This window comes from Enterococcus sp. AZ141, assembly GCF_051714385.1.
GTDB classification, from domain to species: domain Bacteria; phylum Bacillota; class Bacilli; order Lactobacillales; family Enterococcaceae; genus Enterococcus_D; species Enterococcus_D entomosocium.
Map to the genome: position 1 here is coordinate 690,595 of NZ_JBIORT010000001.1, position 20,690 is coordinate 711,284.

General features: G+C 44.7%; 16 protein-coding genes. 1 reads left to right on the forward strand and 15 read right to left on the reverse strand.

The annotated features are described in order from the left end of the window. Window positions 1-74: 74 nt before the first annotated feature. Window positions 75-434 carry an iron chaperone gene (locus IGI89_RS03165; protein ID WP_005232344.1) on the forward strand — a complete coding sequence of 120 codons (360 nt, stop codon included), beginning with the start codon at window positions 75-77 and terminating at the stop codon, window positions 432-434. 63 nt (window positions 435-497) lie between these two features. Here the strand turns inward: IGI89_RS03165 and IGI89_RS03170 are convergent, their stop codons facing one another. From IGI89_RS03170 to IGI89_RS03240, 15 genes are all read right to left on the reverse strand, one after another. Continuing rightward, the gene (locus tag IGI89_RS03170; RefSeq protein ID WP_005232346.1) at window positions 498-851 is read right to left on the reverse strand and encodes a hypothetical protein; all 354 of its coding nucleotides are present in this window, start codon (window positions 849-851) and stop codon (window positions 498-500) included. Between the two features lie 107 nt (window positions 852-958). Continuing rightward, window positions 959-1,417 carry a low molecular weight protein-tyrosine-phosphatase gene (locus IGI89_RS03175; protein WP_005232347.1) on the reverse strand — a complete coding sequence of 153 codons (459 nt, stop codon included), beginning with the start codon at window positions 1,415-1,417 and terminating at the stop codon, window positions 959-961. Window positions 1,418-1,420: 3 nt separating this feature from the next. Further along, a complete protein-coding gene (locus IGI89_RS03180; RefSeq protein WP_005227190.1) occupies window positions 1,421-1,990 on the reverse strand; it encodes a TetR/AcrR family transcriptional regulator in 570 nt (189 codons plus the stop codon). 208 nt (window positions 1,991-2,198) lie between these two features. Then, window positions 2,199-3,659 carry a helix-turn-helix domain-containing protein gene (locus IGI89_RS03185; RefSeq protein WP_438735325.1) on the reverse strand — a complete coding sequence of 487 codons (1,461 nt, stop codon included), beginning with the start codon at window positions 3,657-3,659 and terminating at the stop codon, window positions 2,199-2,201. After that, window positions 3,637-4,128, reverse strand: coding sequence for a hypothetical protein (locus IGI89_RS03190; protein WP_016611451.1), 492 nt, complete (start codon window positions 4,126-4,128; stop codon window positions 3,637-3,639). The genes IGI89_RS03185 and IGI89_RS03190 overlap by 23 nt, the downstream gene beginning before the upstream one ends. A gap of 44 nt (window positions 4,129-4,172) precedes the next feature. Continuing rightward, the gene (locus IGI89_RS03195) at window positions 4,173-4,973 is read right to left on the reverse strand and encodes a class A sortase (RefSeq protein ID WP_438735841.1); all 801 of its coding nucleotides are present in this window, start codon (window positions 4,971-4,973) and stop codon (window positions 4,173-4,175) included. After that, a complete protein-coding gene (locus IGI89_RS03200) occupies window positions 4,963-6,045 on the reverse strand; it encodes a DUF916 and DUF3324 domain-containing protein (RefSeq protein ID WP_438735326.1) in 1,083 nt (360 codons plus the stop codon). The genes IGI89_RS03195 and IGI89_RS03200 overlap by 11 nt, the downstream gene beginning before the upstream one ends. Before the next feature lie 67 nt (window positions 6,046-6,112). Next, window positions 6,113-6,853, reverse strand: a complete 741-nt coding sequence (locus tag IGI89_RS03205) for a WxL domain-containing protein (protein ID WP_016619635.1) — start codon at window positions 6,851-6,853, stop codon at window positions 6,113-6,115. 11 nt (window positions 6,854-6,864) lie between these two features. Then, on the reverse strand, window positions 6,865-7,665 hold the full coding sequence (locus tag IGI89_RS03210) for a WxL domain-containing protein (RefSeq protein ID WP_438735327.1): 801 nt from the start codon (window positions 7,663-7,665) through the stop codon (window positions 6,865-6,867). Window positions 7,666-7,710: 45 nt separating this feature from the next. Next, entirely contained in the window at window positions 7,711-8,424 is a 714-nt protein-coding gene (locus tag IGI89_RS03215) for a WxL domain-containing protein (protein ID WP_016609549.1), read from the reverse strand. Continuing rightward, a complete protein-coding gene (locus IGI89_RS03220) occupies window positions 8,357-8,725 on the reverse strand; it encodes an LPXTG cell wall anchor domain-containing protein (protein WP_194199317.1) in 369 nt (122 codons plus the stop codon). The genes IGI89_RS03215 and IGI89_RS03220 overlap by 68 nt, the downstream gene beginning before the upstream one ends. 14 nt (window positions 8,726-8,739) lie before the next feature. Next, window positions 8,740-13,623 carry a hypothetical protein gene (locus tag IGI89_RS03225; RefSeq protein ID WP_438735328.1) on the reverse strand — a complete coding sequence of 1,628 codons (4,884 nt, stop codon included), beginning with the start codon at window positions 13,621-13,623 and terminating at the stop codon, window positions 8,740-8,742. Between the two features lie 637 nt (window positions 13,624-14,260). Beyond that, a complete protein-coding gene (locus IGI89_RS03230) occupies window positions 14,261-15,217 on the reverse strand; it encodes a LacI family DNA-binding transcriptional regulator (RefSeq protein WP_244732914.1) in 957 nt (318 codons plus the stop codon). Between the two features lie 13 nt (window positions 15,218-15,230). Then, complete coding sequence (locus tag IGI89_RS03235) at window positions 15,231-18,521, reverse strand: GH36-type glycosyl hydrolase domain-containing protein (RefSeq protein WP_438735329.1); 3,291 nt, start codon at window positions 18,519-18,521, stop codon at window positions 15,231-15,233. A gap of 15 nt (window positions 18,522-18,536) precedes the next feature. Continuing rightward, the gene (locus IGI89_RS03240) at window positions 18,537-20,687 is read right to left on the reverse strand and encodes a glycoside hydrolase family 3 N-terminal domain-containing protein (protein ID WP_438735330.1); all 2,151 of its coding nucleotides are present in this window, start codon (window positions 20,685-20,687) and stop codon (window positions 18,537-18,539) included. Window positions 20,688-20,690 lie beyond the last annotated feature (3 nt).

Consider the following 20,690-nt stretch of genomic DNA (forward strand, 5'->3'; position numbering starts at 1 on the left):
CCTGTCAGCTACCCACTGACAGGCTCCTTTTTTTCTTACGGGGTTTGCCGTATACTAAAGGCAGGAGGTGGCCTATGACAACAGCCATTACGACAGTTGACCAATACATTGCAGCAGCTCCAGCAGAACGACAAGCGATTTTAAGAAAGGTCCGTCAAACCATCAAAGCCGTTTTACCTGAAGCGGTTGAAAAGATCAGTTATCAAATGCCTACTTATCATCAGGGAGAAAATATCGTACATTTTGCCTGCGCCAAACAGCATCTAGGCTTTTATCCCACGCCTTCTGCGATCACGGCCTTCCAAGAGGACTTACAACCATACAAGACCAGTAAAGGGGCGGTCCAGTTTTCTTTTGCACAGCCGATCCCTTACGAACTGATCGCTGTGATGACCGCTTGGCGACTCGCAGAAGTCAAAAACAAGCACGCGTAACTAGCAATTAAAAAACCGCTATGTCTAATGACGCAGCGGTTTTTTTGCTATGCACAGGCTTGTTTACAAGCCGGGTTTTGTATTCAAGGTGCTAACTTTCAGCACATGATGCAGGGGAATAATCCGCAGCTGCTGACGGTCGCTTTGTAATTTCAAGACAACTTGTTCTTTTGCTACCGTTTTGCCGACGATCCAGCCGGTAACGGTTTCAAAACCACCCAATTTCTCTGTTTTTACTTGCAGCACGACCAGATGCTTGGCAGCGGCTGCCTCTTGCAGCGTTCGCCGGATTTCTTTGACTTTCTCAGACTGATTCTTCTTGTCAGCATCATCACTGAAAAAGGTATCCAGCAACGTTGTGGATGTCATCACAATGAGTTTGCCCAATTGTTTGATAGGCGATGGTTTCTTTTCCATTGGACATTCCTTTCTGCGCGTTGCAGCAGTTTCTAAAACCACACATACGTTCGCATTTCCATGGTTCTATTTTAGCAAATTTTTGATAAAATACAAGCGAACACGCCTTATTTTTCAGAAGAAATAACCTCTAGCCAATAAGGAATCCCCTCTTGCAGCAGTTGATAGGTCTCTTCGAAATCTCCTGTATAATAAGGATCTGGTACTTCCTCAGCCTCTTTGCCAGGAACAACACTCAAATACGAACGGATCTTTGCGGTCGTATCGGCAGGTGCTAGCGCTTGAAGTGTTTCAACATTGTTCGCATCCATGCCGATGATCCAATCAAATGTGGCAAAATCCGCTTCAGTGATCTGCCGTGAAATAAGACCGTCACTAGAGATCCCTGCTTGACGCAGTCTTTTTTTGGTTCCGGGATGAGCAGAATGTCCGACTTCCCATGAGCTGGTCGCTGCCGAATCGATCTGCCAATCCAACTTGTGTTTTGCTATTTCTGCTTTATAAATAGCTTCTGCCATGGGGGAACGGCAAATATTACCTAAACAAACAAATAAAACTTTCGTCATCGCTTACTGCTCCTCTTTTTCATAGATTTGGTGGCCAAAAAATTCCACATCCTTCGCCAAACGAAACAATTGCGTCGCAATCTCTAATGGGGTCTCTGGAAAGTCGTTGTGAATCCAATTTTCCAAAATGCCTCCGCAGCCGTAGGAAAAGAATCGGCTATAAAATAGAATGTCTTGTTTCGTCAATTGCTGCTCTTGATCGACCTCCAAGAACAAGCGCTGAAAAAGCGGTTCTGTGATCTGTAAAAAACCGTTCATTAAGATCTCGCGGTCATAAGCCAGTGATTTGCGGTAAAAGGCCGGCGCTTGTTTCATTGCTTTCAGCATGCGCAAGGCGGCTTCTTCCCAGTTATCAAGGGAGACATCTTCTGTCGTCAAAAAAATCAGGGCATCTTGCCGATAGATCCATTGGATCAAAGCTTTTTTATCAGGAAAATGGTAGTAAAACGTCTGCCGATTGACTTGCGCCTTTTCGGCGATCTCCTGTACGCTGATTTTATTCACTTCTTTGGTCTCACAAAGGGTGATCAATGTCTGGCCAATCACAGCCTTCGTTTGTTTCCCATCCATCATAGGGCACCTCTTTTTCTTCTCTTTCTATCATACCAAATTTTCTAGCAAAAAAAAATCCTATCAAATGGTCCTTTTTCACAGACCTTATCCGAACACTTCGTCAGGGCAATAGATCCCTGTGTGCTTTTTGCATATGGGAGATTTCTGCAAAAAACGCCTGCCTTCATTTGAGGCAGACGCTGCTTTTGATAGTTAAACGGCAGGATGCTCACTGTGCCATTTTGGTTTGAAATTGTTCTCTGCGAATCACGCTGATTTTTTCAGTAAAATTGGCCCAATCGATGGGTCTAGGTGGTGCGAGCCATAAAATATGGTCGATCCCCAACGCACCATAAAATGGCAGGTTTGAAAGAATCAGGTGCGTATGATCATCTGGGTAACTCTGGAATTGTACATTCAAATCGAGAATTTTTTCAATATTCTTTTTGATCATCTGGTTGTAGGAATCACCAAATGAAAAATCAACACAGACATATAAAGGAACCAAAATCTCTTTTAATGGAATCGTAGAAACTAATAAAATAAGGTATCTAAAAAACAAAAACTCTTTATTGTTCCATAAGATCGGTCGATTACGACTTTCTTCCAGATAGTTGCGGCAAAAGGCAGCATATTCAGGATACGTCTCAAGAAAATACGTGACATCCATGTATTGGTACTCATAGCGAGAACTAAAAGAAAACGACAGGAGCTGGTAATGAATCGTAGTCGTTTCGGCATGAAGCAGTGCCAACGTGTCCGTGGCTAGCGAAAACTGCTGTTGGACCGCCTGAATAAAATGCTCGTTTAATTGTTGGATATAGGTTTGTTCTTGGTCGATGTAGCTATTGTTGTCGATCAGCCAACCCTCAACGATCAAAAAGCGCAAAATATCTCGTGCTTCACGTTCTAGGACTTCTTGATCGGTGATCGTCAAGATCTCCTGCAACCAACGCTTCAAATCTTCAATGATCACTAAATGTTTTGGCAAGACTAAATCGTTTTCCACACTGTTTTGCATGAAATGTCCTTTAGACATCCGCGCCAAAACAATACCTAGATAATGTTTCTTGCGAATCCGCATGCGGGCAGACTGTTCTGGATTCAGCCAAGTACTTTCATTGAATCGATCAAAGGTTTTTTCTTTGTCCAAGATACCTTTTGGGAAAGGGGAATGGTTCAAATAATATTCCTTCATAAAAAAGAGAAAAATAAACTCCCGAATCTCACTTTCTTCACCCACCAGCTGAAACTCTTTCGTCACTTCAATGTCGTATTCTTTCAAGATCAGTTTAAACTGTTTAAATTCTTTATAGACGGGATTATGACTTAGATAGTGATTGGTAGCAAATTCGTATAAAGAAGACAATTGCTCAAAAAAGCATTCTTTCAACATAGAAAATTTTAACGCTTGATCTAGATAATAGGTCAGTAGTGTGTCTGAAGTTGCCAGCCCGGAGGCATTCAGTTTAATGACCGTCCCATCGGTCACGATCTCAAATTCCTCATTCAATCCTAGTTCATAAAAATCAAGATTCAATTCTTGAACGGTCTTGTTGATCAGAAATTCCGACATGGTCAATTGGTCCATCAATGTTTCCTTCGTTTCAGAAAGAGCGACTGCGTTTTCCAAATATTGCAGCATCATCAATTTTCGTTTGTCCGCCTTATTCAAAAATGTCACAAACATGCGTTTTCAAGCCTCCGTTATTTTTTTGGCCATAAAGAACGTTTCCTGAAAATAGATAGCATAAGCTGGCAAGATACGAAGGTTTGTCATCCCCGTCACCATCCGTATTATTTCCCGGCAGTGCTAAATCGACAGCCAAACGATCCGACGCAAAAACATCTTCTAACATGACTCGTTGTGCTAAGTGCTTCTGTTTTTCCAAAAAACTGCTCTCTGGAAATGCGGATTGTTCCTGTTCTTTTTTCGGAACAGGTTCCGGTTCAGGAGCCGGCGATTCTTTGGATTCTTCCTTTTCTGCAGGCGGTTCATCTGCTTTTTCCGTACTTCCTTCTGGCGGATCCGTTGGGACGATTTCTTCTGAGGGGTCTAGCGGATTATAGATAGTCGCAAAAACAACTTGTTCTGTGACAAGATCGATCATTCCAATAATCATGCAGGCACCAATGACAAAACCAAATCTGCGTTTCATTTCTTCACCCTCCTTATCAACAGAGCTTCTTTTTGATGCTCTTTCTACGGCGCTGAACGTTTCAACAGTTTGTGAACGCCAAGCAGACATCCACTAATTATAAATAAAATAACAAATAAAAGAAACCAATTTTTTTCAGATTGTTGTTTCCATAACATTTCTTGTTTTTGAGCCAACACTCTTGCGCCTTGTGACATACTGCCCATGGTCGCTGTGTTTTGCGACTGCCCGGCAGTTGCTTGCTCAACAGGAATCGCTGTCAGCACGTAGCGTTCTTCTGTTCGAGTAGGTGTGGGACAAGTAATCAATGTCAACTTTGGTGTCTGGTCATCTGTTAGAACCGACAAGTCGGATTCATCTACGACTTTTTTATCGATAATAATATACTGCTGGCGTTCCTCGAGGTAGGTTACGGACACTTCCATCCCCACCTGTGCTTCTAGCAATTGACCAAATAACAAACTTTGTCTACCGAGATGATGCCCTAAAACGACAAAATTGTTATTTTTTAACAAACGTTCCGGAAACATCACGACACCGCCTTTCAGCAGCTGCTGATTGGTTATCCCCACCAATAGCGGCTGCTGGAACTCGATCGCTTCAATTGCAACAAAGCCGTACCCGGTGATCGTTGCCGACTGCGGAGCCAATACATCCCCTAGAGCCGGCATTTGAATCGTTTCTTCTTCTGGAATCGTTGTCGGCAGCTGGGTCGCTATCGTCAATTCGCTTGTGCGTAATTGCCAACTGACGATGCTTTCTTTTAAAAAAGGAAGTGCCAACAAGAGGATACCTGCGATGATCAAGCCATCGATCAAGTATTTCTCAAGGTGCTCACGCTTCATCCGTTTCATTTTTTTTCTTTCGTCGGTACCATAAAAGCAGCAGTAAGGCGAGCAGCAGCAACAGACCGCCGATCAAGAAGTAAAGCCACGTGTAATCTGTTTCGATCGTCACATCTTTCTTATTAAGATCACGAGCAACATCGCCAGTCACTGTGAATTCTTTTTCGAAGCTCCATTTATAGAGATAGCTTTCTTCCTCGCCTTCTTCATTCTCCACTTTGTATTGTCCTTCATCGCTTTTCCCACCATAGGCCACGGAAGTCAACACATAGGTCCCTGCTTCTAAACGTTGTCCTTCCAAGGAAATTGGGTACGAGAAGTTTGAATTAGGTGCCATTTGCATTCGTGAGGTATCTGAAGTATACAAGACATCACTATCGCCTTTCTTCTTCACTTCATTGATCAACCGTAAGGAATTTAAGTAAGCTGATTCAGGATTTTGCAACGTAACATTGATGGTATTGCGAGCGTTGACTTGTCCCGGTCCAACATCCAGCAGTTTTAGATCCGGCGTGACTTCTGTTGTATTTTGACGGAGTAAAATCGCAACGACATAGGCATACTCATTCTTGATGGCTAACCCTTGGTCTTCTTCACTGTCAGCAGTATCGGTTTCCGCTGTCGTTTCTTTCAAGGTCAAACCACCGGCAATAACCCCTTCAAACGATTCTGAGGGCATACTGATCTTTAAGGGTAAGGTGATTTGGGATTGTTTCGGGATCGTGATCTCTTCCTCCACTTCAATCAAATCAGCCATATCATAAGGCAAGGTTTCGTCCGCTTCGATGTCGTTTTCGCCATATTCCACGACCCCGTTTAGATTCGTAGTAGCAGAAGCGATCACTGGCGCGATGACGACCTCTTGATCGGTGTCATTGCGCAATTGGACTTCTACAGTTTGAACCGCTCCTGGCTCCATTTTCAAGTCAAAATAAGTCTTTTCTTTATCGATTTGATTCTCTGGAATCACTGGATTGACGGCAAAGTTAAATTCAGAAGCGGTTCCTATGATTGGTACAAAAAAGAAAATACTTGCGAATAGGAGCGCCAAAAGCTGTTTGATTTTTTTCATGATGGATGTCCCTTCTTTCTATGTATTCTCCTTGAACCCTTTCGAGGTTCAAGGAGAAAGCTGGTACTTATGGGTTGGTTGGTGTGTCTGTTAGTAACCAAGTAAACGTGGTGTTGTATTGGCTGGCATATTTCGTCGTTGAGCCTGGAACTTCCAACTCAATGCTATCCATGGCTGCAGCTAAACTATCGCCCCAGCTCATTAAATAGGTCCCTGCCCCTTCGCCATCTTGGGCACTCATCACTAAGGATTGGGCACCGTTTGGATTCAATGTGATCGTTGCGCTCACATTTGATGGTTTTGGTGACAATGAAGGAGTTACTACAGTTCCCTTCGTCAAACGAATTTGCGCAGCAGTCAATTCTTGATCTTCCGCTGTTTTGAACTGACCATTTTGGCGAACATTCAATGTCCAACCGCTCTCTGTTCCCCGATTGTCTGTCACTTGGACAAAATTCGGTCCTTCTTGATTATCACCAACTGAATCCACATATTTTTGAGTTTCCGCATGGTAGATCTCTGTTTTTGAGGTGATTTTTTGTGTGCCAAAGTAAAGGCTTGAAGCAAAATCAATCGATAGCGGTCCGTTCGTTCCTGGATTTGGTCCATCTGGGTCCGTTGGATCCACTGGTTTGATCGGATTTTCTGGATCTGGATCTGTTGGGCTGATTGGATTGGTTGGATCTGTATTTGGTTCAAAGGTGATTTGTCCATTTGAGTTGTAATCTGCACTGTCCGCTGCTTGTGCCAGCACTGGTGCTGCTAGGCTTAAGCCTAATACTGAGAGAAATGCTAGTGTTTTTTTCATGTCTATACTCCTTATCCTTCCGTTCCTGGTGTATCTGATAATACCCAAGTCAATGTAGTCGTGTAGCTAACGGCATCTTTTGGGGTGCTGCCTGGTACAGAAAGTGCGACTGCTTTGGTAATATCGGCTTGTACTTCTTGATCATCTTTGTCTATTTCAGTGATCGACTCAACACTTCCCCAAGCGTTGACCCATGTTCCAGCACCTGTTTGCTTTGCTGCAGTCATCACCACTGATTCAGCACCGGCTGCATCCAACGTGATCGTTGCTTCTGCCACGGGAGCTGTGACGCCAACCGCATTTGATTTAACGTCAGGACTTGTTAGGGTGATGACAGAACCTGTCAATTCTTTATTCAAGGTCGTCTCATTTTTAAATTGACCATTTTGCTTCACAGACAACCGCCAACCGGCATTACTACCGCGATTATCAGTTACTTGGACATAATTGGCAGTTTTTAATGTAGAAGCTGTGCCATCATCGTTCAAGTACCCTTGTGCTCGTGCATAATAGACTTCGTTTTTATTAGAGATTTTATTGACACCAAAATCTAAGCTAGAGGCATAATCGATCGATAATGGGCCATTCGTTCCAGGATTTGGTCCATCGGGATCGGTTGGATCCACAGGATTGACCGGGTTTTCTGGATCTGGATTTTCTGGATTGACTGGGTTCGTCGGATCAGTATTCGGAATAAAATCAACCGCCCCATTTGAGGTGTAAGAAGCCGCTTCGGCTGCTGAAACCTCGGTTGCTGCACTCGCTGCTGCCAAGACGGCAAAACTTACAAAGACCCATGCTGTTTTTTTCATTTCTATTTGACACTCCTTTATCTGTTTTACTGAAAATCAGTGATTTTAATTGCTTTCAGGGACATTCTTTAAATTCCAAGTCAATGTCGTCCGATACTCTTTGGCTAATTTTACGGAACTGCCTGGCACGTTTAATTTTACTGCTGTTGACCCTTCCGTTGCATCGTTCCCAAACTTGTAGATCCAAGTGCCCATTCCTTTTCCGACAGGTGCGTTGACCAAGGTGATTTCACTATCGGGTACAAAGGTATGACTTGCAGTAACTGTTGGTGCATACTGCATATCGGTGACTGAAGTTGCTGCACCTGAGGCGATCGACAATGAAGCGCCAACTAGCTCTTCGTCATCAGCCGTTTTGAATTGTCCGTTTTGCACAACACTCAATGACCAACCTTCTTGTGTTCCTCGTTTATCTGTTACTTGCACATAGTTTGGTCCAGCAGCGCCAGCTGTGAACTCTTGCAGCTGTGCGTAATAATCTTTTGTTTCAGAAGTGATCAGTTGGTTGCCAAATTGAAAACTTGAAGCAAAATCGATCGATAATGGTCCAGCTGTTCCAGGGTTTGGTCCATCTGGATCGGTTGGATCGACGGGATCCACTGGTTTTTCTGGATCGGTCGGATCAACTGGATTGGTTGGATTCGGGTCCGCTTCAAAAGTGATTGCTCCATTTGAGGTGTATTCAGCGGCATTAACGGTTGTTGGTAACAGAGCAGTGCTCATCAATAGAATGCCTGCCGTCAAGAAAAGTTTTTTCATTTTTTGTTCTCCTTTTGATTAAAATGATTCCTGCTGCCAACAAAACGACGAGACCACTGCTTTGATAGCTATTAAAGTGATCCGACCCTGTTGCAGGCAGAATGTTGTTGCCTGTTTGATTTACTTGTTTATTCCCTGGCTGTTCTTTTACGGGCTCTTCTGGCTCCTCAACTGGTTCTTCATAGACGCCGAAAAAGGAAGTAATGCCATTGCTGTCATAGGCACCTGCTTCGGCTGCTGAAACGAGCTGAGGAAACATTAATAGACAGCCAGCAATAATACCGATCATGATTTTTTTCATTTATTTTCCTGCCTTTATGGGTTGCCAGGTGCCGAAACCAGCTGCCAGCTCAAGGTTCCTTGATAGTCCCCGACTTTTTGCTGTTCGACTGGAACGGTAAGCTTGATTCCTTCATTCTGACTTTCGCCCCAGTGCTGATTCACGACGTATGTGCCATTTTCTGTCAATTCCGTTTCCTCGATGATCATTTCCCCACTGGTTATCATCTGTTCTTGACCGTTTACCACAAAGCGGAAGACATCGGTTAATTGATCTGTCCCATCCGTTAATGGCTGTTGCTCTTTGACCGTCAAGCGCCATGGACTCCGTTCGGATCCTCTCGTATCTTTCACCGCTAGCTCGCCTGTGATCGTTGGCCAATAATCTTGTGTTTCTGTGGCAACTTTCTGCTGCCCAAAATCAAAGTCTGTTGGCACACTGCTTAAAATAAGCTCGCCGGCAACTGCGACATTGACGACTTTTTCTGCCCGTTGACTGCCTGCTTCATAATGGTAAGCCGTTGATACATTTTTCAACAGCTCATCTTCCGTTGCTTGCTGGATCGCGGCAAAAGCTTGCGGATCGACAGTCGGTGGTATATTTGCCCGATTATCTGCAAAAATCGTGGTTGCTTGGGTATAGTCTGCCAAAGCGGCTTCATCTGTCAGCGCCGTTGCTTCTGGTAAGGTCAAACGGACATCTTTTGCATAGACGGCAAATTGCCGATCAGCAGAAATGACACTTTCATTTTTGACCACCACCAGATTCACGGTAGTTTCTGCCTGATTCTGATCGTTTTCCCCTACGGAAAAAGTGATCGCTTGTTTGCGGTAGACCGCTGTTTCTAACGGTTCTTGAATCGCAGCTAAGACCTCATCTGTCAGCGTATCCTTAAAGAAAGGACGCCCACTGGCTTCGAGATAAGTCACGGCTTGTTCTTTGGTCAGCGATTGTGCCTCTTGCTCTGTAAGGATCACATTGCGGGCTTGGACTTCCGCCTTATTTGAGTAGCGGACACTAATATCGTAACTATACTCCCCATCAGGACTCGTCCAGTCAACTGGCTCTGAATCTGGTTGTTCCGTCAACTGCTGATCCGTGCTATCCAGCTTGCTGGATTTGATTTGCCCCGCATAGACCCATGAACCGGACGTTTGGGTTTCTGGTGTAAACGTCAATGTTGGCAATTCCGTTACCGTGTAGGGAATCAATAAACGCCCTTTTTGCACCTGTGTCCCCGCCTGCTCAGTTCCCCATGCTTGCAAGGTCAGCGGCGTATTGTTCTCTTTGACTGCCGTTACATTGTGACTAATGGCGCCAATCCCGTTAGCGACTCCCGGTGTTTCGACTTCGTAGTTAATGATCGAACCTGGTATCGCAATACCGTACCCGTTGGCTGCATTGGTCACATCGTTGTCCCCGATGAAGGTTTTCCCAGTCGCTTTTTCGATCCCGCTGAAGCTGATTGGCGTGATCGCTGCAGCATTAGCAGCAGTTGGATTTATAGTCAGTACTTGATAGGCACTAACCGCTCCAAACCACGTCCCTTGACTGTTGACTCGAGAACCTGCATCATTGGTCGTCGTTTTCAGCCACGTTAAATGATCTTTGTCCGTATCTGGTGTTGCGAAATCTGAAAGATTGATTCGCCCCGTTCCCGGCGGTGACTCAATCGTCCCTTTGTCTTCCACCGTTAACTTCGCGCCTGAAATCAAATTCGTTGCAGAAGAAATACCGATACCGGCATCCTTGGAAAGATGGATGTCACCGAACTGATGATAGGTCGTTGCGTGATTCGCAGCAGTGGCTGAACGGCCATTTTTGATGTCTCCCCCATTGGCCATTAGCTTGATGCCGTTTGTCACATTCAATTCGGTAAAGTTGACGATTCCCAGACCCGTCACAGCGATTGGATCAGTTTGATAAGAAGCTGTCCCATCGACATTTTCACCAAAGCTCATCTTCACTTGATTGCTGCTGTTGGCTACGATCGTGTTCGTAAAGTTGTCTGACGCATTTCCGCCTGAAATCCCATTGATACTTTTGGCTCCTTGAACCCGCATTTCGACATCTCTTAAAATTCGATTTGAAGAAATGTTTGAATAATTTGTTGTATACAAGTTACCGATACTTGATCCTTCAGCTTGTATATTAATATTGATTTTACCGCTTCTTGTGTTGGCGGCCGTTGAACCACCATCGCCATAGATCGTTGCACCATTCAGTGCATCTGACCCCGGCTTTGTGTATATGTTCAATGTAATCGTATTGGTACTATCAGTCCCAACGATGTTGGTACTGTTAAACGGATTTCCACCTGAGATATTCGTTCCTGAAGGAAGCTTAAATTCCCCTTCATAATCCCTTAGGTCGATTGTTAATTGGGCATCCCCTAGCAGCGAACCTGCATTCGTGATTCCCCCAGAAAAAGCACTTGGACCTGTCCGAGGTGTTCCAGAAAAATCTCCGCCGTAAATTCGATTATCAGAATTTCCATTGATCGTGTGTCCCGAAAAATATCCATATGATGCACCCATTGAGGCATTGATAATACCATCATGAACAGTGACTGAAACGTCCCCTGTAATTTTGGCATCCCCCCAACCGCCGCCACTAAGAAACCAGTCGACTTGACCGTAATTTACTTCAGCATGTGAATTACCGAATACACGTTTACCGGTATATCCTGCACCTTCCAAAGTATCAACGATCCCGCCATTCAAGATGTTTGCCGTGTTTCCCTCGATGATTCCTGAAAAACCACCACCATAGGTCCAACGAGCGACTACATTGTTTAAGACTGTTTTTGTATCCCCATAAATATAAAGGTTGGTTGCTTGCACACCATTGGTACCGCCTCCGCCTACGATATCAAACGTTCCGACACCATTTGCTCGTGAATTCAAGCTATTTGAATAGGCGATACCATCTTTATAAGATCGTCCCCCATAACTGTAGACGAATCCAGGTCCGCCGACCGTGCGAGAATCATTTAATACGCCGACTTCGACAGTTGTGCTGCCGTCAATAAAGCCACCATACCCAGCTGCCCGCGTATACGATAAGTTGTCTCCTCCATAGCTGACACAGCCTTCTAGGATTTTCGTCGTAATATCACCGTATACTTTAAAGCGAGCAGTGGTTTCAGCGTAAGCCCGGCGATCAGTTGGTGTCATCGCGTCATACACACTATCAGATCCAGTTTGCAGACTGGTAACACTTACGTCCATTCCTGCTCCGCCATCGACACGATTGAACGACCCTTGATTGTAGTCACCTGCTTTAATCGTATTTTCAATACTCCCAGTAATCGTTCCATTGGTTCGATTGGCACCAATAAAATAGGCTGCTCCTGTAGAATAGGCGCTAGTGTCTACTTGGTTCGTAATCGCTGTTTGCTCTCGTGTCTGTCCAATATTTCCTTCTCTGGAACCACCATAATAATTCAATCCTGTACCGGTCCAACCACCCACTCCTGTGAGAGTATTGTGGACTGTTCCACCAATGTTCCCGTATTGAACACCGCCATAATAGGTTCCTAAACGGAAATTGGTGTTCGTTGTTTGAAAGACTGTTGCGACATTACCGGTAACATTGGCTGTATTTGAAGTAGTGGTTCCGACACCGCCCCCATAATAATTGGTCAGTGTGCCATTTAGTCGATTGATCGTGACACTGGTATTCCCATCAATCGTACCGATATTGGCACCTCCTGCAATCGTACTGATGCCGCCCACCGTATTATTTACGACAACCGCTGTATTCCCAGTCAATGTACCACCGCTTTGATTCCCACCATAGATGTTCCAAGTTCCAGAGCCTGTCGCATTTACAGTGATCGTCGGATTTCCAGTAAGGTCGCCATTGTTGCTTCCTCCATAAATAGAAAGGCCATTGCCGGTGGAACCACCGTTCAAGGAAAGACTATGCCCATTCATGTACATTCTCGTCCCCGTATAGTTGAGGTTTCGAATCACTACATCAGAACCAAAGTAGATGTCCGTGCCAAAAGGAACGGTTCGACTACCCGAAGTCAACGTTGTTGCATCTGTGATGGGATCATCACTATGCCCTGTGATGATCAAGCGACTGATTTTTCCTTGTAGTGCATAAAAAGTCATGTTTGTATTATCGACTGTGTCTGGAATCGTCTTTGAAGTCAGATTTGTTGGCAAAGTCGCTAAAGCTGAGCCAGAGCCGACATACAAAGCAAATTCTTGACCATTGCCGTTTTGATACATATCGAACAACGCTTGACGAATCCCTTCAGCACTATTGGTGTATTCTGCATATGCTGAATCATCTCCAGCTGGACTTGGTACAGCGATCACTTTCGTTTTATCGGCTTCTGCAATGATCTCTTTGATCGATTGTTCTGCCAACGAGATGTCCGCCGCTCTTGCCTTAACAGTCGGTTTAAAAACAGCGGTCAAGGTTTGATTCTCCGTGAGAATCAATTCGGTCAGCGCTTGACTTGTATAGACCGTACCGTCTAACGCCCATCCTTCAAAATTCCTATCATCTTCAAAAGCCGGCAGTTCACTTTCTTTTAATGCTTCCCCTTTATTTTTGCTGATCTGGATGCGAGTTTTTCTGGTAGCAAATACATGCTCAGTATCTGTTAGAAAGGTCACCTGGACTTCTTCTACAGCTTCGGATGACTCTTCTGTCTCAGAAGAAGATGTCTCAGTGGTTGCTGCAGTCGAATCTGCCGAAGCAGCTTCGCTAGATTCTTGTATTTCCGTTTGATTGGTTTCTTCCTGATTGTCGGTTGATGAAGCGACCGGCTCAGCAGAAGAAATCATTTGTTCTTCACTTGTTTTTGTAACACTTTCGGCTTGTGCCACTACCATTGCATATGAAAAACAAGGACCTGATGTTAGTAGAAAAACAAGCAAAGTTGTTAAAAACCGTTTCACTTTATCCCTCCTATCTAAAAAAATGAACGTATCGCGCAGTGCACGCCCTGTGTTACAACTCTTAGTTTAGCGATTTCAAGAAAAAAAATTATAATTCTTTTTTTCTCCCACTCAAAATTATGATTATAATTGTTTTTTCATAATTAAAAATATCTAACAATTTCCATTTATAATGAACTTATTTTTAATTTAAAAACTTCTTTGAAGAAAACCTATTTTAAAAACCTTTTTTTGCAAACAATGAGTATCAAGGATTCATTCATCCTTACAGATAATACAAAAAACGAGGAATAAATCAAGAGAGAAAATGAGCGTTACATTAGAAAAATAAATTAAAATCCAAAAAAATTGACAAATAGAACATCAGTTATAATTTAAATAGCTAAAACTAACTAATAATTAGTACCCAATCAATCCTTACTCGCCCTAAACAATATAATGGTTATAATGTTACAACAATAATTAGAGAGTTTTTTTAATCATCTATATTTAAAATAACAAAAAAAAAAAATATTTTTTTTTGCAAAAATACTTTTAGGATGATGTATTATATAAATATTTAAGAAATGCGGATATTTATAAAACAAAAAAAGTATCAAACAGTCTTCACTGCTTAATACTTTTTTTGTATTGCTTGTTAAAACGAGCCACCATCCACAAAAGTGGTATAAATATGCTCGTCCGCCACTGGTTCCCCTTGGATCGATTGTACGATTTTCTCAGCTGCAACCATCCCCCATCGATGTTTCGAATAGGAGATCGTCGCTAAGCGCGGCTGCACAAAAGCGCCTAATTCCGTGTTATCAAACCCGATGATGCGGATCTCTTTTCCGATGCGATAGTCGGTCTCGCGGACATATTTGTAGACACCGATCGCCATTTCATCATTGAAGGCAAAGATATCAATGGGAAACTGGGGATCATTTGCTAAGAGCTGTTTTGCCGCTCGATAACCAGAAGGTTCCGTGAAGTCACCAGGAATGACTTCATAAGGAATACCAAAGCGCGTCAATTCTTTCGTACTGGCTTCCAAGCGCTCCCGACTGTCGTAGCCTTTTTCTGGCCCTGCTAAGAGGAAGACTTTTTGGCTTTGTCCAGCGATCAAGCGATCGATCGCCAGCGCCGCCCCTCCTTTATTGTCTAACAAGACTTGATGGATATTTTCATGAGACAAGACACGGTCTAACACGACGATTTGATGTCCTCGTTGGGCGTATTGCTCGATTTCCTTTGCTGGAAACGTCCAATCCAAAATGATGGCACCGTCCACCATCCGCTCAGGAATAAACAAGTGTGATTTCTTGCCGCTGCAGACGATCATTTCATAGCCGAAAAGTTCCAACCCTTTCTTGATGCCATCTAGCAATTCCCCATAAAAACTTCCGGCATAATCGGCGAGATAAACACCGATGATGTTGGTTTGTCTGCGTTTCAGTGTGCGAGCAGCCATGTTCGGAACATAGTTCAATTCGTTTGCGATCGCTTGAATCCGCGCACGGGTTTCCTCGGTCACTTTTGGACTGCCATTCAATGCATACGAAACGGTGGATATGGAGACACCCGCTTTTTGGGCAATATCTTTGATTCCTACCATGGCTTCTCCTTTCTTAACGATAAATATCGATCGTATTGGTTTGGTTTTCGCTTAATTTGGCGCAAAGCGCTGCTTTCTTCAGGACAAACGCACCTTGGCGGTAGCGATTTTCCGCAAACTCAGTGGACATTTCTTCGCCGTTGATCAATATTTTCGGCGTACTTGACGAATGATAGACGATTTCGACCGGCCGATCATAGAGTCGATACGTCAGTGTCAATCCTGCTAATTCCGCTGGCAAGACGGGATCAAGTTCAACGTGATCAAAAAAGGTCCGAATGCCTAACACATTGCTGATCAACTGATTCATATAGATCCCCGGTCCACTAGAATAGATGCGCCAGCCGCCTTTGACGCCGACTGCTGCCTCCTTAAGTTTACCAAAATTTTCTTGGGCTTCAACCCTTGTTTTGAAATCGCCATCAGAACTGCTGAAATACGCATTTGCTTGACGGATCTCCGCGTTTTCGACCCGTTGAGCGATCTGGATCGGATTGATGACCCCAAGCGCTTGCCAAGTCTCTTCTTCTCGGCCTAATTTCGCCATCGCTTCGGTAAAGCGGATGTGGGCATGAACGTACTGCAAACCGATTTCTCGTCCAAAGTTGGCTGCTTGTTCTGCTCGCTTGAAATTGGTGCTGACACCACCTGCATAAGTCGCTGGATGATTCATCAAGCGCACCCCATCTGGAAATTGCAAATGCTCCTTGATGATCGCCACATGATGCTCGGCTTGTTCGGGAGATAACAGCTCCCCGATCATGCTTTGCTGCATCGGCAACAAGCGGTATTGGATACCGGTTTTCTTGTCAGTCGGATGGACCATCAGTTCCACGTGCTCGCTATCTTCCATATAGACAAATCCTGGCAAAGTCCCATCAGCTAACATGTATTTTTCAAAGTCATGTTTGATTCCCGCAGACAGTTCCGTTAGATGTTTGGCATACTCTGGGTCAACTGACTGCAACTGGCTGGCTAATTTTTTCAATACTTCATAGGTCAAGGCAACGGTCCAACTGCTGGCCATTTGTTTCTTCAACTTGCTGTTATTTGGCTGCAAGGTGTCATCCCAATCGCCATCACCATAACAAGACAGGTACGTTCCTTCCAAGAAGTTCGCTTCGATATACGCCACTTCTTTTTTCAAATGATCAAACAAAGAAGCTTTGGTCTTGGTTTTCAAGAAGGTTGCGCGATCCGTATAAGGCAGTTCTTTTTCCAAAATCGCAAAATCTTTGGTTTTTTCGAGATAGTCACTAACGACTTTCATTGGCCAGACGATCACATCTCCGTGGCTCTCATCGGCTTTTTGTTTCTCATAGCGATCAAACATAAACCATTGTGGCCAGTTGCCGTCATCTGCAAATTGATTTTCAAACAAATGCTCGATGATGGACGCCACCATCTCAGGACGATTAAGTGCTAAGAAATACTCAGTCGGTCCTTGGGAAACGTCTCGAGTCCCCCAAGCAGCACCACCGTACTGTTCAAGACCATGAGGAGACAAGTAATGAACAAGCATATTGTGGGTGTACCAACGTGCCAAGTGATTGAAGGATGCGACATCCGCCTGCGAATGTTTCAATTCAAACTGATTCAACAAATCATCGACAAAGGCCGTATAGGCAGTGTCTTCTTGCTGGCGATCTAACGTTTCGGAAACAAAGGGTTCACCAGTCAGTGTGCCTTGGATCACGAAGGAAACCGTCGCCTGTTCTGCAAAGGTCAATACGGTCGTGCTATCGTCGGCTGCCACATTGAAAATCGTTTCATCGGTCAGTTCAAAAGGTTGAGCCGCATGGAGATAATACGTCAATTCTGGATAAGTTTCCGCAATCGGTGAATCCGCTGATCCTTTGATGGTGAGCAATTGCTGGTCTTGCGTAATGGTAACAGTCGGTACCGCTTCATCGACCCCCATCACAAATTGATTAGTGATGGCCCAGGTGTAAGCACGACCTTGTTCACTAGTGATGGTGGTTGCAATCGTGCGTCCATTTGCTTTCGTGAAGGTCGTTACTTGAATGACATCATCCGCTGTTTTGTAGTACCACGTCGCCGAATTCAAGCCCATTTCAAAGGCAGATGGCATCGTTAAAATCCGCCATTGATCGCCGTCTTTCAGATAGATCCGCTGACCGGAACGTTTGAAAAGATTCAATGAGTTGCGGCTATTACTCAACAATTTGTTCATGTTCGTATTGCCTAATACGATTTGGGAGTTAAACATCCCCGTCATGTAAACAGTCGTGCTCAAAATGGGTTGATCGACGATCAACTCTTGTCCGCTCATCAAAATATGCCCATGGGAGCGTTCCATCTGCCCTTCCTTTTCCTTCAACACGACATGGTGATAATCAGGGGTAAAAAAGGAATAAAGCTGTTGGTCAACGATTTCCACTGCTTCTTGCTGAGGAAATCGCTCGTTGATTTCTTCTGTGGTAAATGTCAGCCCTGTGAGCGGTCGACCGAAGTTTTTTCGAGCCTGCGCCGTTGCCTGCAACGAGTCAAAGGACAAGGCTTGATACGTTTCTTTCAACGTTTCAAGTGCAAACTGCGGTTCATTGACTGCCGTCGCTTGATTGGCTTTGACCGCTGCGTAAAAAACGATTTCCGTAGGTGTCTCACTTATTGTCAACCATTGCGTTTGCAGTGCCGTATAGGCAAATTCGTATTGATACACTTCATTGGCTAATGTCTCTTGGCTGAGTGCAGCTGGTTGATTCGTTTCTTTGTAGCTGCGACCGAAAAATTGATAGCCATCCGTCGAGAAGCCTTTTAAGGCTTGGAAGCTGCCCTGTTCCACCAATGGAAATTGACCATTTTGTGGTTGATTTTGGCGAGAAGATAGCACGATTCGATCCTTATCATGGCTAACATGATGGTCGATATATTGCGAAACATAGGCTTCATTGGATTGAACAGCCCCTTTGGCTGCGTTACCAAGATCTTGTCCGTAAACCAATTCCGCTTCCCCAGAACCACTCAATTGAACTCGCCAGAACCAGCAATCTTGTGCCAATTGGAAATCTACTTGGTAACTGATAGACTGGTACGTTCCAGTCCAAGTCAGCTGTTTGTCTGAGTAAGCAAAGGCACTGTCAGCATTTGAGCCGATCAAGGGAATGAAGTGCCATTCCCCCGCTTCACGCAGTCGTAGATAGATTTGATTCAAACTGCCATCTAGCGCATTCCCATTCAATTGATTGATCATCACATCGTGACTTTGGATCTCATATAAATCACCGTTTGGTAAAAACGTCACGGTCGTATTTGCATTATTCATCACTATTTTTTTCGTCATAGAAACCTTCCTATCTTACCTAACTAATTGCAGGGTTGTTTGTTGGGTGTCTCGGCTGTTCCCACCAATCATGATGTGGAATTTCCCAGGATCACTGCTTGCTTGTTGGTTGCTGTGGACATAGCGCAGCAGTTCTTCCGTGATCTCAAATTGAACGGTTGTTGATTCGCCAGCTTCTAGCCAAATTTTCTTAAAGCCTTTCAGTTCTTTCACTGGGCGAACCACTTCACCGACTAAATCGCGAATGTAGCATTGGACCGTTTCCCAGACCGCTGCTGTTCCTTGGTTCGTAACAGTGATGGATGCCGTGACTGTTTGATCTTTGGTCATGGTCGGCTGATCCAACGTCACCGTAGAATACGCAACTGGGCTATAGCTCAAGCCGAAGCCAAATGGATATTTGGCATAATTGGAGACATCCAAATATTTTGAGACATATTTTTCATCCGGTGCACTTTCATATGGACGACCGGTATTGTCAACGTTGTAATACACAGGGACTTGTCCAACGGTTTCCGGGAATGACATACTCAAGCGGCCGCTTGGATTGTATTCTCCCCACAAGATCTGAGCAAGTGCGTTTCCGCCTTCGGTTCCAGGGAACCAAGCCTCGACGATCGCTTTGGCTGCATCAACCCCTTGCAAGTCAAGAGGACGACCGTTATAAAGGGTTACGATCAATTGCTCGTTGTATTCTTTCAAGGTTTCAACCAAGGACAATTGGGCTTGCGGCAATCGAATGTCGCTGCGACTGGCAGCTTCACCGCTCATCCATTCTTGCTCTCCTAGCGCTAAGACAACTTTATCCGCTTCTTTCACTAATTCGATCGCTTCTTGGATCGCTGCTTCAGACGGTGCAAAATAATCAAAGGGCTCTTGACCGATCAACAGATCCGCGCCCAAGGATTGAGCCCCCGCCACTAATGTCACCACTTCTTCTTGTTTCCCTTGCCAAGACCAAGCACCTAATAGATCACGGGAGTGAGCACCCGGGCCCACGATCGCCACTTTTTCGGTTTTCTGCAACGGCAGGACACCTTCATTTTTCAACAACACCATTGATTTCTTTGCGATATCGCTGGCGATCTCTCGGTGTTCTTGAGACAGAACAGTGGCTGCTTCAGCGGCTTCATCAGCACCGCGGTATGGATTTTCAAATAGACCTAGTTCATTTTTCAAGGTCAAGATTCTTAGCACGGCTTCATCGACTAAGGCTTCCTCAACGGTGCCTTCTGCGATCAGCTCTTTCAAGTTATCAGTGTAGCAAGTCGTCATCATCTCGATATCGACCCCAGCTTTGATGGCTAATTCAGCGGCGTGTTTTTCATCTTCCGCTGCGCCATGGGCGATCACTTCTTTGATTGCTGCCCAGTCAGAGATCACAACGCCTTCAAACCCGAATTCTTCTCGCAAAACATCGCGGAAAAGCCAGCGATTGGCTGTTGCTGGAATACCGTCCACCGTATTGAAGGAGGTCATCACCAGTTTGGCACCGGCATCAAGGGCCGCTTTATAGCCCGGTAAATAACTTTCTCGCAGTTGGCGTTCTGACATATTGACCGTGTTGTAATCGCGACCGCCGATAGCCGCACCGTAAGCCGCAAAATGTTTGACACACGCAGCTACGCGGTTGAAATCTGTTCGCAGATCATCCCCTTGATAGCCTTTGACAAAGGCTTCAGCGAAGCGACTGTTCAAGTAAGGATCTTCCCCCGTCGATTCCATGACACGGCCCCAACGTGGGTCTCTTACTAAGTCCACCATCGGTGAAAAGGTCACATGCAAGCCAGAAACAGCTGCTTCTTTGGCAGATACTTCCGCCATCTTCTCCGCTGCTGACAAATCCCATGAACTACCTAATCCTAATGGAATCGGAAAAATCGTCCGAAAGCCGTGAATGATGTCCGCCATCAATATCGTCGGGATATTCAAGCGGTTATTTTCGATATACTCTTTTTGGACGCGGATCGCTTCTTTTGCACCAGAAACACCTAGCGTTGTTCCCGCATTGTTGATGTTCTCTTGTGTCAGTCCTAAGTCGCCCATTGGGCCGGTTTTCTCTTCTGCTTTATCTGAATAAAAAGCCGCTGCCAGTTGCAGCAACTGATCGATTTTTTCATCTAAGGTCATTTCTGAAAGTAGTTCGGTTAATTTCTGCTGTTCCATTTT

Coding starts and splice junctions, on each gene's coding strand:
- IGI89_RS03215 (WP_016609549.1), bottom strand. CDS start 8,424: ATGAAAAAACTTTTCTTGACGGCAGGCATTCTATTGATGAGCACTGCT.
- IGI89_RS03230 (WP_244732914.1), bottom strand. CDS start 15,217: ATGGTAGGAATCAAAGATATTGCCCAAAAAGCGGGTGTCTCCATATCC.
- IGI89_RS03185 (WP_438735325.1), bottom strand. CDS start 3,659: ATGTTTGTGACATTTTTGAATAAGGCGGACAAACGAAAATTGATGATG.
- IGI89_RS03175 (WP_005232347.1), bottom strand. CDS start 1,417: ATGACGAAAGTTTTATTTGTTTGTTTAGGTAATATTTGCCGTTCCCCC.
- IGI89_RS03180 (WP_005227190.1), bottom strand. CDS start 1,990: ATGATGGATGGGAAACAAACGAAGGCTGTGATTGGCCAGACATTGATC.
- IGI89_RS03195 (WP_438735841.1), bottom strand. CDS start 4,973: ATGAAGCGTGAGCACCTTGAGAAATACTTGATCGATGGCTTGATCATC.
- IGI89_RS03240 (WP_438735330.1), bottom strand. CDS start 20,687: ATGGAACAGCAGAAATTAACCGAACTACTTTCAGAAATGACCTTAGAT.
- IGI89_RS03205 (WP_016619635.1), bottom strand. CDS start 6,853: ATGAAAAAAACACTAGCATTTCTCTCAGTATTAGGCTTAAGCCTAGCA.
- IGI89_RS03190 (WP_016611451.1), bottom strand. CDS start 4,128: ATGAAACGCAGATTTGGTTTTGTCATTGGTGCCTGCATGATTATTGGA.
- IGI89_RS03210 (WP_438735327.1), bottom strand. CDS start 7,665: ATGAAAAAAACAGCATGGGTCTTTGTAAGTTTTGCCGTCTTGGCAGCA.
- IGI89_RS03170 (WP_005232346.1), bottom strand. CDS start 851: ATGGAAAAGAAACCATCGCCTATCAAACAATTGGGCAAACTCATTGTG.
- IGI89_RS03165 (WP_005232344.1), top strand. CDS start 75: ATGACAACAGCCATTACGACAGTTGACCAATACATTGCAGCAGCTCCA.
- IGI89_RS03235 (WP_438735329.1), bottom strand. CDS start 18,521: ATGACGAAAAAAATAGTGATGAATAATGCAAATACGACCGTGACGTTT.
- IGI89_RS03200 (WP_438735326.1), bottom strand. CDS start 6,045: ATGAAAAAAATCAAACAGCTTTTGGCGCTCCTATTCGCAAGTATTTTC.
- IGI89_RS03220 (WP_194199317.1), bottom strand. CDS start 8,725: ATGAAAAAAATCATGATCGGTATTATTGCTGGCTGTCTATTAATGTTT.